The 14,640-nt window shown below is 67.5% G+C and carries 13 protein-coding genes; 7 read left to right on the top strand and 6 right to left on the bottom strand.

Annotated features, from left to right (window positions below):
- Positions 1-20: 20 nt before the first annotated feature.
- The 3 genes from ACZ5ZX_RS08090 to ACZ5ZX_RS08080 form a co-directional block, all read right to left on the bottom strand.
- Positions 21-1,349 (bottom strand): ABC transporter substrate-binding protein, encoded by a 1,329-nt coding sequence (locus ACZ5ZX_RS08090; RefSeq protein WP_465501276.1) that lies wholly within the window; start codon positions 1,347-1,349, stop codon positions 21-23.
- Positions 1,350-1,432: 83 nt separating this feature from the next.
- A complete protein-coding gene (locus ACZ5ZX_RS08085; RefSeq protein WP_465501275.1) occupies positions 1,433-2,506 on the bottom strand; it encodes a substrate-binding domain-containing protein in 1,074 nt (357 codons plus the stop codon).
- 443 nt (positions 2,507-2,949) lie between these two features.
- Complete coding sequence (locus ACZ5ZX_RS08080; RefSeq protein WP_465501274.1) at positions 2,950-3,312, bottom strand: MerR family transcriptional regulator; 363 nt, start codon at positions 3,310-3,312, stop codon at positions 2,950-2,952.
- Positions 3,313-3,376: 64 nt separating this feature from the next.
- Between ACZ5ZX_RS08080 and ACZ5ZX_RS08075 the strand changes: the two genes are divergently transcribed.
- On the top strand, positions 3,377-4,603 hold the full coding sequence (locus ACZ5ZX_RS08075; RefSeq protein ID WP_465501273.1) for an MFS transporter: 1,227 nt from the start codon (positions 3,377-3,379) through the stop codon (positions 4,601-4,603).
- Here the strand turns inward: ACZ5ZX_RS08075 and ACZ5ZX_RS08070 are convergent.
- Entirely contained in the window at positions 4,524-5,420 is an 897-nt protein-coding gene (locus ACZ5ZX_RS08070; RefSeq protein ID WP_465501272.1) for a LysR family transcriptional regulator, read from the bottom strand. The genes ACZ5ZX_RS08075 and ACZ5ZX_RS08070 overlap by 80 nt on opposite strands.
- Before the next feature lie 86 nt (positions 5,421-5,506).
- On the opposite strand from ACZ5ZX_RS08070, the gene ACZ5ZX_RS08065 reads away from it, so the two are divergent.
- Complete coding sequence (locus tag ACZ5ZX_RS08065; RefSeq protein ID WP_465501271.1) at positions 5,507-6,847, top strand: aspartate aminotransferase family protein; 1,341 nt, start codon at positions 5,507-5,509, stop codon at positions 6,845-6,847.
- A 116-nt stretch (positions 6,848-6,963) separates the two neighbouring features.
- Positions 6,964-7,512 carry a DM13 domain-containing protein gene (locus ACZ5ZX_RS08060; RefSeq protein ID WP_465501270.1) on the top strand — a complete coding sequence of 183 codons (549 nt, stop codon included), beginning with the start codon at positions 6,964-6,966 and terminating at the stop codon, positions 7,510-7,512.
- Here the strand turns inward: ACZ5ZX_RS08060 and ACZ5ZX_RS08055 are convergent.
- The gene (locus ACZ5ZX_RS08055; protein ID WP_465501269.1) at positions 7,509-8,138 is read right to left on the bottom strand and encodes a TetR/AcrR family transcriptional regulator; all 630 of its coding nucleotides are present in this window, start codon (positions 8,136-8,138) and stop codon (positions 7,509-7,511) included. The genes ACZ5ZX_RS08060 and ACZ5ZX_RS08055 overlap by 4 nt on opposite strands.
- 59 nt (positions 8,139-8,197) lie before the next feature.
- Between ACZ5ZX_RS08055 and ACZ5ZX_RS08050 the strand changes: the two genes are divergently transcribed.
- The 3 genes from ACZ5ZX_RS08050 to ACZ5ZX_RS08040 all read left to right on the top strand — a co-directional run bounded on the left by ACZ5ZX_RS08050 (position 8,198) and on the right by ACZ5ZX_RS08040 (position 11,910).
- Entirely contained in the window at positions 8,198-8,629 is a 432-nt protein-coding gene (locus ACZ5ZX_RS08050; RefSeq protein WP_465501268.1) for an RpiB/LacA/LacB family sugar-phosphate isomerase, read from the top strand.
- A 261-nt stretch (positions 8,630-8,890) separates the two neighbouring features.
- Positions 8,891-10,531, top strand: coding sequence for a glycosyl hydrolase family 18 protein (locus tag ACZ5ZX_RS08045; protein WP_465501267.1), 1,641 nt, complete (start codon positions 8,891-8,893; stop codon positions 10,529-10,531).
- Positions 10,532-10,569: 38 nt separating this feature from the next.
- Positions 10,570-11,910, top strand: coding sequence for a cellulose binding domain-containing protein (locus ACZ5ZX_RS08040; protein WP_465501631.1), 1,341 nt, complete (start codon positions 10,570-10,572; stop codon positions 11,908-11,910).
- Between the two features lie 76 nt (positions 11,911-11,986).
- On the opposite strand, the gene ACZ5ZX_RS08035 is transcribed toward ACZ5ZX_RS08040, so the two are convergent.
- Positions 11,987-13,756, bottom strand: coding sequence for a chitinase (locus tag ACZ5ZX_RS08035; protein ID WP_465501266.1), 1,770 nt, complete (start codon positions 13,754-13,756; stop codon positions 11,987-11,989).
- A gap of 243 nt (positions 13,757-13,999) precedes the next feature.
- Between ACZ5ZX_RS08035 and ACZ5ZX_RS08030 the strand changes: the two genes are divergently transcribed.
- Entirely contained in the window at positions 14,000-14,632 is a 633-nt protein-coding gene (locus ACZ5ZX_RS08030) for a sigma-70 family RNA polymerase sigma factor (protein WP_465501265.1), read from the top strand.
- Positions 14,633-14,640: the final 8 nt, after the last annotated feature.

The following is a 14,640-nucleotide window of genomic DNA, read 5'->3' as shown; positions in this document are numbered from 1 at the left end:
CACCTTTCTCTTTCGGCGGTTCAGGAACTGAGTTCGGTGATGGCAAGGCCGAGTGCCTTGAGGTCCGGCATCGTGCCGTCGTGCGCGTCGCGGACGGCGTCGAGGATCGTCCTGTCGCCGCCTGCCACCTTCGCGAAACCGTCCTGCATGACCCGGTTCGTCGCGGACATCCGAGGCCCCCAGGTCCAGCCGTTGCGAACCTTGCCTGCTTCCTCGGAGAACAGGCTGTAGATGTCCTGGCCGCCGTAGTAGGCGCGGTCGAAGGCCTGCCTGCCGACGTCGACGAGCGCGGGCGCCACCGGGTACTGGCTGCTGGCGCCGCTGGAGAGCCTGGCGCGCAGGGCGTCGGGATGCGAGACCTGCCATTCGATGAATTCCATGGCGGCTTCGGGATGCTGACTGTCCTTGGTGACGGCGAACGTCGAACCACCATGCGTGCCGACGGCCGGGTTCGCCGGATCCCACTGGGGCATCGGCGCGATCCGCCACTTTCCTTTTTGGCCGGGCCGTGACTTCATCTGAGCACCCGCGTCCCAGGCACCGCTGAGCTTGGTGAGCACCAGGTTCTGGGCGAGCTGGGCGTCGTACTGCCTGCCGGAGGCGGCGTTGATGAATACGTCGCCACCTTCGACCAGGCGTTGCCAGAAGTCCGCGACCTTGCGGGTCGGCGCGTCGGCGATCGAAACGTTCCACGCGCCTTGACGGGTGTCGAACCACTGGGCGCCGGCCTGCCAGGAGAACGCGGCGAACTGCGTCGCGCCGTCCGTGGGGAACACACCCACCCGCGAGGCGGGCAGTTTCTCGCGGATCTCGCGGCTCAAGGCCGCGTATTCGTCCCAAGTGCGCGGCACCGCGAAGCCGAACTGGTCGAACAGGTCCTTGCGGTAGTGCAGGACCATCGGCTCGATGTCGAGCGGAACGGTGAACACCCTGCCCGCGAACGTGGTCAGATTCAGCGCCTGCGGCAGCAGCTTCGCGCGCAGGGAATCGCTGACGAGATCGGTGATATCCCTTGCCACGCCATCGATCGCGAAGCCGGGCACCTGCGGGTATTCGATCGTGGCGACGTCGGGCGCGTTACCGGCGCGGGCGGCGTTGCTCAATTTCGCGTAGCCGCCGAAATCGGCCGACGGGATCTGCTGGAAGACGACCTGGATGCGGTTCTGCGCCTTGTTGAACGCGTCGACGACCTGCTGGCTGCCGCGCAGCGCGGACCAGAAGACGATCCTGGTCGCCCGTCCCGAGGCCGGTGTGGGCGCCGCCGTCGACGTACAGGCCCCTAGTGCCGCTCCGAGTGGGAGCGCCAGACTCGCGGCGAGAACGGACCGTCGGCTCGGTCGACCAGGCATCGATGCCTCCTGCGATTCGGATAGCGCATTCTGATCGCCTGAGCGTTTTACGGTCAATAGTTTCGGTTAACACGGTCAAACGATCAGATCGCCCTGGTGGAGCCCCTGATCTTCAGTTCCGGCATCAGCTGGACGCGCTGAGGACGGCCGCCGCCTGCCAGCCTGCGGAGCAACTGTTCGGCGGCCACCCGCCCGACCTCGGCTTTCGGCGGCGCGACGGCGGTGAGCGGAGTGCTGCCGAGCGCCGCGACGACGTCGTCGTAGGCCACCACCGAATAGTCCTGCGGCACCTGGAGACCGGCTTCGGCCAGCCGCTCGACGAGCATCAACGCGTCCACGTCCCCGTGCAGGACGGCGCCGGTGAACCCGCCGTCGCCGACGAGTTCCGCGAGTTCCCGCTCGTCACGCGGCGACGCCGGATGTCCTGGACCGGCGTCCGGAGCGCTGAGGATCACGGTGCTCTCTTCGATCTCCGGCCTGACCGCGATCTCGGCGAACGCGGTCCGCAAGGCGCGCGCGGTCGGGCTGTCGTCGCGGGCAGCGAGGACGATCCGCTTGTGTCCCAAGGAAACGAGGTGATCGACCGCGAGGTGGACGCCGTACCAGTGATCGGTGCAGACCGAATCCGTCGCGTGCAGGACGCTGCCGGCGCGCGGCCGCCGCTCCATCACCACGGTGGGTACCGGCATTTCCGCGATCCAGCCGTAGTCCGCCTCTTCCGCTTCGACGGTGAGCCAGCGGGGCGCGATCAGCAGGCCGCGCACGTCGTCCGCCAGCACCCGCTCGACGATCGAATGTTCGGCGCCGCCTTCGATCCGGGGCGCGATGTGCAGGACCACCCGCATCCCGGCCTCTTCGAGCGCGGACCTCGCGCCGTGCACGGCCTCGTTCAGGTACGCATGCCGCTCCGGGACCACCAGCGCGACCGCGCCGCCGCCGTCCTCACGCGCCGGTTTCGCCACGACATGCGGCACCAGCGCCTTCGCCACACCGTGCCCGCGCCGGAGCCTGCCCTCGCGCGCGAGTTCTTCGACGTCACGGCGCACCGTGACCACGGAGACCTCGAGTTCGGCGGCGAGATCGGCCACCCGCGCCTCTCCGCGCGCTTCGACGGCCGCCAGAATCCTCCGGCGCCGGTCGCCACCCAGCTCTCGCATCGCTCCGCCTGTTCGTTTGACCGTTTCAGCCGAGAATAACGATCAACGGGGGTCCGTCAAGAATGCGACCGGGCGGTGAGGCGTCGGTACAGCGGGTCGTGAGTGGCGATTCGGGTTAGAGCGAACCCTCTCAGGTACCTAGTCGTGTCCTGCGGACTTGCCGACGTGAGGTACATGATGGCCCCCTTCCTTGCGCCTAGCGCAAGGAAGGGGGCCATCATGTACTGGGGAAGGTGTGAAGGTCGAGTTTCCTCGGCTGAGCCGAGGGAAGGGGGCCTTCACGCGCAGCCGTTGCGGCGGGTGGTGCTACTGAGGCTCGTGATGGTCGTCCGCGACAGGTGAGGGACTCTGGGTCCCTCAAGGAGTCCTTCACGGCCCGGCCGATACCAGGCTCGCCCGCCGTAGATACCTAAAACACCCTTGGCCAGAACCCGAATCGCCACTCACGAGTAGGCCCGGACGGCGTCGAGGTACTCGGTGATGGCGTCCCGGTTGCGGAGCAGGCATTCGGCGCGCCGGGTCATCCGGTCGCGTTCGGCCTCCAGGGTTTGGAGCATTTCCGGGGTCGCGTCGGGGAAGTAGATCTGCCGGGGCTTGTCGAGGCACGGCAGGATCTGTTTGATGATCCGCGTCGGCAGCCCGGCGTCGAGCAGGCCACGGACCTGGATGACCCTGTCGACGGACGACTCGTCGTAATCCCGGTAGCCGTTGGCCTGCCGTCGCGAGACGATCAGACCCTGTTCTTCGTAGTACCGCAGCAGACGACGCGACGTCCCCGTCCGTTCCGAAAGCTCTCCGATCCGCATGTGCGCCACCTCACCCCGGCCGACTTGACCTTCACATCTATGTGATGGTTCGAGCATACGGATCATGACTCCGAAACTCCCACTCGGCGCGCTCCTCGCACTGACCACCGCGGCGTTCGTCACCGTCCTCACCGAAGCCCTGCCCGCGGGCGTGCTGCCCGCGATGAGCGCCGGTCTCGGCGTGAGCGAAGCCGCGACCGGCCAACTCGTGACGGTGTACGCGATCGGCACCGCGCTCACCGCGATCCCCCTGTCCGCGGCCACGTCGGGCTGGCGGCGCAAACGCTTGCTGCTGACCGGCGTCGCCGGTTTCGCGGTCGCCAACACGGTCACGGCACTGTCCACGAACTACCTGCTGACCCTCGGCGCGCGCTTCGTCGCCGGTGTCGCCGCAGGTGTGGTCTGGGCGCTGCTGGCCGGTTACGCGCGGCGGCTGGCGCCCGAGCCGGTGCAGGGCAAGGCGATCGCCGTGGTGATGACGGGTATCCCGCTCGCGCTCTCGCTCGGCATCCCCGCCGGCACGTTCCTGGGTGGCGCCTTCGGCTGGCAGGTGACGTTCTCGATCATGTCGGTGATCGCGCTCGGCCTGCTCGGCTGGATCGCGCTGGCCGTCCCCGACTTCCCGGGACAGGGCAAGGGTGGCAGGCTCCCCGTGCGGGCGACCCTCACCGTCCCCGGTGTGGCGGCGGTTCTCTTCGTGACGCTGACTTTCGTACTGGCGCACAATGTGCTCTACACCTACATCGCCACTTTCCTCGAATCTGTGTCGATGGGCGGCTCGGTCGACCGCATCCTCCTGGTGTTCGGGCTGGCGTCGATGGTCAGCATCTGGGTCGTCGGTCTCTTCATCGACCGGCGGCTGCGCTTCCTGACCGTCGCGAGCACCGTCCTCGTCGCCTTCGGCGCGACGATTTTGGCTCTGCTGGGCGAAAACCCGGTACTGGTCTACCTCGCGGTGACACTGTGGGGGCTCGGCTGGGGCGGCGTCCCGACGTTGCTGCAGACCGCGGCCGCGCAGGCAGGCGACAAAGGCGGCGCGGCGGACATCGCGCAGGCCATGCTCGTCACACTGTGGAACGCCGCGATGGCGGGCGGCGGGATCGCCGGCGGTGTCCTCCTCGACGGCTTCGGCGCCGGGTCGTTCCCCTGGAGCGTGCTGGTACTGCTGGTACCGACGCTGGCCGTGGTCCTGCTGGCACGGCGGAACGGGTTCACAGCGGCAGTTCCGGATGACTCCGGATCGCCTCGAGAACCAGGTCGACAGCGGCGCGAGGCGCGGACCCGCGCCTGATCGCCGCGGTGATGGAGCGGTTGACCGGCGTCGCGAGTTCGCGAGTGGCGACACGGTAGCGCTTGTCGACGGCGAGGCCGGGCAGCAGTGCGATCGCGAGCCCGGCCTCGACGTGCTGCAACGTCAGCATGTAATTGCTGAACCGGCACACCACCCGCGGCTCGAACCCGGCTTCACGGCAGAGCCGGGTGGCGAGGTTCGCCATGTACGACTGGGGGATGTCGAACGCCCAGGGTTCGTTCGCGTAGGCGGACAGGTCGGCGGGACCACGGCCCGCGGCCGGATGGCCGGGCGGGACCACGAGGACGATCGGATCGGTCGCGATCGGCACGAGGTCGACGTCCGGCCCCAGCGGCTGCTCGACGAAATCCGTGGTGGTGATGATGACGTCGGCGTCACCGACCCGGAGCGCGGGCAGGCTGGCGTGCGGTTCGAGTTCGAGCAGTTCGATGTCCAGTTGCGGATGCGAGCGGGCCAGCCGGGTCACCGCGGGGACGGCGATGGTGTGGATCGCGCTCTGGAAGGCACCGAGGCGGACCAGTCCCGCCGGTGCTTCGCCGAGACTGCGCAACTCGGCCTCGACGGTCTCCATGTGATCGAGGATCGCTCTCGCCCGGCGGGCCAGCATCAGCCCTGCCGGAGTCAGCCGGACGCGGCGGCCGGTGCGCTCCAGCAGTTGCGTGCGCGTCTCGGCTTCGAGGACCGCGAGCTGCTGCGACACGCTGGACGCGCTCAGGTTGGCCGCCTTCGCCACCGCGCGGACGGTGCCGAGGGTGTCCAGCCGGCTCAGCAGGCTGAGCCTCCACGGGTTGAGCATGAAAGCATTGTTGTACGGATCAGCCGAACAGCACAGCCGGAATTGTGAGCTGGACGTGTCGCTCGGCCGCGCCTTACCGTCGGGACATGGCTGCTCCGACCACCCACCTGTCCACCGCGGACCGTTTCTGGGCCGACGCCGACCGGCACCTCGTGCGCTACGCCGGGGCCGGCGACTTCACCCGCGAGATCATCGACCACGCCGCCGGGAGCTATCTGTTCACCGAATCCGGACGGCGGATCCTCGACTTCACGTCCGGGCAGATGAGCGCGATCCTCGGTCACTCACATCCCGAGATCGTCGCCACCGTGCGGCGTCAGATCGGCTCGCTCGACCACCTCTTCAGCGGGATGCTGAGCCGTCCCGTCGTCGACCTCGCCCGGCGGCTCGCCGAGACTTTGCCCTCACCGCTGGAAAAAGCGCTGCTGCTGACCACCGGGGCGGAGTCGAACGAGGCCGCGATCCGGATGGCCAAGCTCGTCACGGGGAAACACGAGATCGTGTCGTTCGCCCGGTCGTGGCACGGGATGACGCACGCGGCGGCGAGCGCGACCTACAGCGCGGGCCGCAAGGGATACGGCCCGTCGGCGCCGGGCAACTTCGCGATCCCCGCGCCGAATTCCTATCGTCCGGACTTCGTGGACGGTGACGGCGAGCTGGACTGGAGGCGCCAGCTGGACTTCGGGTTCGAGATGATCGACGCCCAGTCCGTCGGCAGTCTCGCGGCGTGCGTCGTCGAGCCGATCCTCAGCTCGGGCGGGATCGTCGAACCGCCCGTGGGGTATTTCGCCGCTCTGCGAGAAAAATGCCGAGAACGCGGGATGCTGCTGATCCTCGACGAAGCCCAGACCGGCTTGTGCCGCACGGGAAACTGGTACGCCTTCGAACGCGACGGCGTCGTCCCCGACATCCTGACCCTGTCCAAGACCCTGGGCGCCGGACTCCCGTTGGCGGCGGTGATCACGAGCGCGGAGATCGAACAGGAGGCACACGACCGCGGCTACCTGTTCTTCACCACGCACGTCGCGGACCCGCTGGTGGCGGCCGTCGGGAACACCGTGCTCGACGTCCTCACCCGCGACCGTCTCGACGAACGCGCCACCGAACTGGGCGCCTTCCTTCGCCGAGGCCTCGACGACCTCGCCGTCCGCCATCCCGTCATCGGCGACATCCGCGGCCGAGGCCTGCTCGTCGGCGTCGAACTCGTCGTGGACCGCGCGACGAAGCGGAGTTCGGACGAGCTGGGCGCGCTGGTGACGCGACGCTGCCTGGAACTGGGGCTGCACATGAACATCGTGCAGCTGCCGGGGATGGGCGGGGTGTTCCGGATCGCTCCGCCGTTGACGGCGACCGAGGAGGAACTGGCGGAGGGGATCGCCGTGCTGGACGAGGCCATCGGGGACGCTTGCGCGCGGTTCGGGATTTGAGTCGTGAGCCGGGGTGGCGTGGGGACGGTCGCGGGCAAGGTGGTGCTCACGCCGTAAGAGATCGGTAAGCGCGCCAACCCGGCATTCCGGACTCCGCACACGGTTGAATGACGGCCATGAATCGCAAGCGGGTGCTCACCGTCCTGGCGGTGGGGCTGGTCGTGGTGGTGGCGGCGGGGCTGTACTGGTTCCAGCCCTGGAAGCTCTGGGTGAACGAGACGGTCCAGGAGGCACTGCCCGCCGTCCAGACCGCCACCCCGTCTTCGGAGAGCACCGCTCCCCCAAGTAGCGCTTCCGCCCCGAAGGAGCCCGCCGTCGTGGCGACCGGCGAACTGATCAGTCACGAGCACGCGACCAGCGGCAGCGTCAAGATCCTGCGCGCGGCCGACGGATCACTGGTGCTGCGCTTGGAGAACCTCGACACGAGCAACGGCCCGGATCTGCGGGTCTGGCTCACCGACGCGCCGGTCCTGCCGGGCAAGGACGGTTGGTTCGTCTTTGACGACGGCGCGTATGTGAGCGCCGGGAAACTCAAGGGCAACAAGGGAAGCCAGAACTACACCCTGCCGGCCGGCACCGATCTGGCGCGTTATTCGAGCGTGACCATCTGGTGCGATCGGTTCAGCGTCTCCTTCGGCGCGGCCAAGCTGAGCAAATCGGCTTAAGCCAGGCGATCCACGGCGTACTCCAGCTCCGCGCGGACGGCGCGCAGATCGATACCGCCCGGATCGATGATCGAGGCCACGGCGATCCCCCGCAGCTGCCCGACCATCGCCGCCGCGTACGCGTCGGGATCGCGGACACCCGAAATGGATCCGTCCGCGATCCCGGCCGCGACGGTCTGCGCGATGGCGAACCGGTACCGGCGATCGGCCTCGGTCATCGCCGACCGCACCGCCGGATCGCCGACGGTCGCGTCCGTCCACAGCACCACGAACGCCCGGTTCAGCGGCGGCATGTCGGTGAGCAGCTCGAAGAAGATGTCCAGCAACGCTCGCAGCATGTCCATCGGGCTCGGCGTCAGACCGCCGGTCCTCGTGGCGACGGCGGCGCTGAAGGCGTCGGCGAACTTCTCCGCCGCGAACTCGACGAGCCGCTGAACCAGCGTCTCCTTCGAGCCGAACAGCTGGTAGACGACGCCGCTGGGATAGCCGGTCCTGGCACAGATCATGCCGATTTTGAGCCGGGCGAACCCAGCCTCGCCGATGAGGCGGGCGGCGGTGTCGAGAATCCGCCTCCTCGCGATCTCCTGATCGCGCTGGACCTGGCGCTCCTCGGCAAACGAGTCCACGTCGAGATCCTCCCACGAGTTCCGGTTCGTCACCTGTCGACGCGGCGTACGATCCGAGCATGAAGATCGCCTTCGCGGCCGACGACCGGAACTCGACCACGGACGCCGTCCGGGCCTTCCTCGCCGAAGCCGGTCACGAGGTGCTCCTGCCGGTGACGTCGGAAGCCTGGCCGGAACTCGGCGCGGCGGTGGGCAAGGCGGTCGCCGACGGCGAGGCCGACTACGGCATCGTCATGTGCTGGACGGGGACGGGTACGGCCATCGCGGCCAACAAGGTCCCCGGCGTCCGCGCGGCGCTGGCCTGGGACACCTGGATCGCCGCGGGCGCGCGCAAATGGAACGACGCCAACGTGCTGGCGCTGAGCCTCAAACGGCTCGCCCCCGATGTGGCCGTCGAAATCACCGACGTGTTCCTTTCCGGTATAGCGCCCGACGCGTGCGAATCCGCGAATATCGCCCGGCTCGGGGAAATGGACGAACCTCGCCGATAGCGGCACCGAACCAGTGAACGACTAACGCTGTCGAACGTATTAGGCCGTTCGCAGGAAAATTACCACTCTCCGTAGTGACGCTTCCCATATTGGTCCAGACCACGTACCGTCTCCGGCAACAAAGCGTTCCGCCATGGAGGTGGTCGATGAAGACGCATCCCCGCCTGCCCGGCTTCGGCCGAGGCAACGCGATGTCGCTGATTTCGCGTTGACGAAATCCTCTCCAAGATCATTTCCCTGCACCGGGTTGTAAGGAGTGAAATGTCGAGAAAAAGATGGCATCTGATCGGCCTGTTCACGGCCGTCGCCGCGCTGGCTGTCGGTCTGGTGACCGTTCCGGCGAACGCGGCGGGCGGGGTCGGCGCCACGCTCACCAAGGGGTCGGACTGGGGGTCCGGCTGGGAGGGCAAGTACACGATCACCAACAACTCGGGGGCAGCCCTCACCTCCTGGACCCTTGAATTCGACCTCGCCGGCGGACACTCGATCGCTTCGCTGTGGGACGGCAGCTACACCGTCTCCGGCCAGCACGTGACCGTGAAGAACACCTGGAACGGCAACCTTTCCAACGGCGGTTCCACCAGCTTCGGCTTCAACGTCAAGTACTCCGGCACCTACACCGCGCCTGCCAACTGCAAGATCAACGGCGGCTCCTGTGACCCCGGCGGCGGCACCCCGACCACGACGCCGACCACGCCGACCACCACGACGTCCAATCCCCCGACGTCGACCAGTACGAGCAACCCGCCGACCACGACGACGACTTCGAACCCGAACCCGGGCGCGAAGAAGAACCTCGGCTACTTCGTGCAGTGGGGCGTCTACGGCCGCAATTACCACGTGAAGAACATCCACACTTCCGGTTCCGCGGCGAAGCTGACGCACATCAACTACGCGTTCGGTAACGTCACCAACGGTTCCTGCAGCGCGAACGACGACACCTACGCCGACTACGACAAGTTCTACGACGCCGGGTCCAGTGTGGACGGTGTCGCGGACACCTGGGACGCGGGCGCGCTGCGCGGTAACTTCAACCAGCTGCGCAAGCTGAAGAAGATGTACCCGGGCCTGAAGGTGCTGTGGTCGTTCGGTGGCTGGACCTGGTCCGGCGGCTTCGGCCAGGCGTCGAAGAACCCGGCCGCCTTCGCGGAATCCTGCTACAAGCTGATCAAGGATCCGCGCTGGGCCGACGTCTTCGACGGTATCGACATCGACTGGGAGTACCCGAACGCCTGTGGGCTCACCTGTGACACCAGCGGCCCCGGCGCGATCAAGAACGTGGCGCAGGCGCTGCGCACCAAGTTCGGCTCCTCGTTCCTGATCACCGCCGCGATCACCGCGGACGCCAGCGGCGGCGGCAAGATCGACGCCGCCGACTACGGCCCCGCGTCGGCGTACTTCGACTGGTACAACGTCATGACGTACGACTTCTTCGGCGCGTGGGCGGCGCAGGGTCCGACGGCCCCGCACTCGCCGCTGACCGCGTACCCCGGCATCCCGCAGCAGGGCTTCAACTCCGACGAAGCCATCCAGAAGCTCAAGGCCAAGGGTGTTCCGGCGAGCAAACTGTTGCTGGGCATCGGTTTCTACGGCCGCGGCTGGACCGGCGTCACGCAGGACGCCCCGGGCGGCACCGCGACCGGCGCGGCACCGGGCACCTACGAGGCGGGCATCGAGGACTACAAGATCCTGAAGAACAGCTGCCCGTCGACCGGCACGATCGCGGGCACCGCGTACGCGAAGTGCGGCAACAACTGGTGGAGCTACGACACTCCCGCGACCATCAACGGAAAGATGGGCTGGACCAAGAACCAGGGTCTCGGCGGCGCGTTCTTCTGGGAGCTCAGTGGTGACACCTCCAATGGTGAGCTCGTGACAGCCATGCGCAACGGCCTGAACTGAGAGGTTTGACAGTGGGCAAGCGGACTTGGATCCAGGCCGTGGGCCTGGCCGCCGCTGCCGCAACGGCCGGCGCGGTCCTCGTGATCGCGCCGGCCTCCGCGGCCGGTGGTATCGGTGCGGCCTTCAGCAAGGGCTCCGATTGGGGCTCGGGCTGGGAAGGCAAATACACGATCAGCAACAACTCGGGTTCGTCCCTTCCCACGTGGACGGTCGAATTCGATCTCCCCTCGGGGCATTCGATCGCTTCGCTGTGGGACGGCAGCTATTCGGTCTCCGGCCAGCACGTGACGGTGAAGAACACCTGGAACGGCAACCTTTCCAACGGTGGTTCCACCAGTTTCGGCTTCAACGTCAAGTACTCCGGGGGTTACGTCGCCCCGGCGAACTGCAAGATCAACGGTGGCTCCTGTGACCCGGGCGGCGGCACTCCGACCACGACGCCGACCACACCGACCACCACGACGTCGAACCCGCCCACGACGACCACGAGCAACCCGCCGCTGCCCGGCGGCCGTGGAGCGCCGTATCTGTACATGGGCTGGGGCAGCCCGCCGAACCCGCAGACGGTCATGAACGCGACCGGGATCAAGTGGTTCACGATGGCGTTCGTGCTGTCTTCGGGCGGCTGCAACCCCGCGTGGGACGGCAGCAGGCCGTTGCAGGGCGGCGCCGACGCGAACGCGATCGCGCAGATCAAGGCGGCGGGCGGCCAGGTCGTACCGTCCTTCGGCGGGTGGAGCGGCAACAAGCTCGGTCCGAACTGCTCGACGCCGGAAGCGCTCGCCGGTGCCTATCAGAAGGTGATCGACGCCTACAGCCTCAAGGCGATCGACATCGACATCGAGAACACCGACGAGTTCGAGAACGCGACCGTGCAGGACCGCGTCCTGAACGCGCTGAAGATCGTGAAGGCGAACAACCCCGGTATCCAGACGATTCTCACCTTCGGCACGACGACCAGCGGCCCGAACTCCTGGGGCCAGCGGCTGATCGACCAGTCGAAGGCGCTGAACGCCGGGATCGACGTCTACACGATCATGCCGTTCGACTTCGGCGGTGGCGCGGACATGTACGGCAACACCATCAGCGCCGCGAACGGCCTGCGGGACAAGCTGAAGTCGACGTTCGGCTGGACCGACGCCACGGCGTACGGCCACCTGGGCATCAGCGGGATGAACGGCCTTTCGGACCAGCGGGAACTGACCAGCCTCGACACCTGGACCCGGATCACCAACTGGTCCAAGACCAACAAGATCGCCAGGCTGGCGTTCTGGTCGACGAACCGTGACCGTGGCTGCCCGAACGGCGGGGTCGCCGAGAACTGCAGTGGCATCGCGCAGAACGACTGGGACTTCACGCGGATCACCGCGGCCTTCTGACGTCCCTTTGCGCGTGAAGGCCCCCTTCCCTCGGCTGAGCCGAGGGAAGGGGGCCTTCACGCGCGGACCGAAGCGATCAGGGCAGGGCGTTCAGGAAGGGTTCGTGGGCGTTCTGGAATTCCCAGCCGTAGTACCGGTCCCAGTTGATCGACCACGTCATCAGCCCGCGCAGCGCGGGTGAAGCACCGCCGCGCAGCGTGTACGACCCGCATCCGGAGTTCTTCACCAGGCAGGTCAACGCCGAGTGCACCGCGGCGGGCGCGGTATGCCCGTTGCCGGCGCTCACCGCGGCGGGCAGGCCGAACGCGATCTGGTCCTCACGCAGGCCCGGGAACCGGAACCCGGTCGAGGCCACGGTGAACCCGGCCTTGACCATGTCCGTCATCGCGATGTGGAAATCCGCGCCGCCCATGAAGTGGTACTGGTTGTCCAGGCCCATCACCGGCCCGGAGTTGTAGTCCTGGACGTGCAGCACGGTCAGCGCGTCCCGCATCGCGTGGATGACAGGCAGGTACGAACCGGTGCGGTTGTCGGCACCGCCGAGCCCGCCGTAGTACTGGTAACCGGTCTGCACGAAGAACGTCTCCGGCGCCATCGTGAGCACGAATCCCGCGCCGTATCTGGCTTTCAGCGTCTTCAGCGCCGAAATGAGATTGACGATCACCGGCGTGGTCGGATTGCGGAAGTCGTTGTCACCGGAGTTGAGGTACAGCGAGTGGCCCTCGAAGTCGATGTCGAGCCCGTTCAACCCGTATCGGTCGATTATCGCGGACACCGAGCTGACGAAGGCGTCCCGCGCGGCGGTCGTGGTCAGCTGGACCTGACCGTTCTGGCCGCCGATGGAGATCAGGACCTTCTTGCCCTGCGCCTGCTTCGCGCGGATCGCCGCGATGAAGTCCGCGTCGCTTTCCACCGTCGGGCATTCCGCCACCGGGCACCTCGTGAACCGGATGTCGCCGGAGGTCACCGACGTCGGCTCACCGAAGGCGAGGTTGACGATGTCCCATGCCGCCGGGACGTCGGCCATCCGCGTGTAGCCGGAGCCGTTGGCGAAACTCGCGTGCAGGTAACCGATCAACGCGTGCTTGGGCAGACCGGTGTCGACGCAGCCGCCGGTCGTCGCGCCGGCCTCCGAGGTCTTCGGCGATTCACCCGCGCTGTTGTACGCGGCCACCGAATAACTGTGCGTAGAACAGGCCGTCAGTCCCGGAATGGTGGCCGAGGTGCCGGTCACCGTCGCACGCACCGTGCCGCCTTCGTACACGCGATACCCGGTCACCGTGCCCGCCGACGCGCCCCACGAGAGCGTGATCGACGAGTTCGTCACCGCGCCCACCGCGGGATTTCCCGGCGTGGGCGGCGCGCCGGGGGTGCCACCGCCCGGGCCGTCGAGGCTGAGGTCGTCCGCGTAAAAGGTGCCCGACCGGTACCAGCCGTGGACGTACACCTCGGCCGTCGTCTGCGTCGACGACGTCGTGAACGACAGTGAAAGCTGTGTGTAGGTGGTCGCGGCGGTCCAGGTCGACGGCCCGCCGGTGACCCCGAGGTACACCGGGTTCCCGTTCACCCAGGCGGACACCGCGTAGGTGGTGTTCGGCTGGACGGACACCGTCTGTGCGCATTTCCCGGTCGTCGAGCCGGGTGTCACCGAGACGGCGTAACCGCCCGAACGGACCGGTGCGGTGACGGCCGCGCCCGCCGCGCAGGACCAGCCGGACGTCGAACCGGCCTCGAAGCCGGGATTGAGGAGCAGATTGGCCGCGCTCGCGGTGCCGCCACCGGTCATCAGACCGGCGAAGGTGAGCACCAAAACAGCCAGAAAGGCCAGGGATCTGGAACGCCTCATCGCGATTCCTCTCCGGATCATGGCGGCCGACTGCCGCATCCGGTTAATTGTCTAGACCAATCTGGCGAAAGTCCAGAGCCGGGCCGCACCAGGGCCGAAAGACCCGACTACTCCGGGCTGCATTACCGGTGTGACGCGCCTACGCCTTCCGTAACGTCTCAAGGATCAAGCAGGACTGGGGTTCAGGGAGGTGGGGACGATGGGAACGCACAGGTACACGCCGAGAACCACTCATCCGGCACGATGACCGTGTCCGAAGCCGTGCGTCCGACCTATTCGCCTCGTCCGGGAGAACCGGACGGCGAACTGATCCGCGCGGCCATCGATGGCGACCGGCGGGCCATGGGGAACCTGCTGACCCTGCTCCGGCCGATCGTGTTCCGCTACTGCGTGGGCAAACTGGGCGTGACGACACGGGGGATCTCCAGCGCCGACGACTGCGCGCAAGAAGTCCTCATGGCCGTCCTCGCCGCCTTGCCGCGCTACAGCTACCAGAACGACAGCTTCCTGCCGTACGTGTTCGGGATCGCCGCGCACAAGGTCGCCGACGTCCGGCGGAACCTCGCCCGTGACCCGTCCGCACCGGTGCCCGATCCGGAACCGGAACAGAACGGGCCGTGGAACCCGACCTTCGAAGAGGTCGAGAAGGCGGACCGGAGCCATCGGCTCGCGCGGCTGTTCAAGGTGCTCACGCCGAAGCAGCGGGACGTGCTGGTACTCCGCGTGATCCTCGGGTTCAGCGCCGAGGAGACCGCCGTCGCGCTCGGCATGGCGAGCGCGGGCGCGGTGCGCGTCACCCAGCACCGGGCGCTCAACGAACTGCGCCGAGTGCTGCGTCAGGACCCGGGCTTCGCCGACGGGCTCACGCTCTTCTAAGTCGTGAG

The sequence above is a fragment of the Amycolatopsis sp. NPDC033938 genome (assembly GCF_055575975.1).
This window is presented reverse-complemented; position numbering and strand designations above follow the sequence as displayed.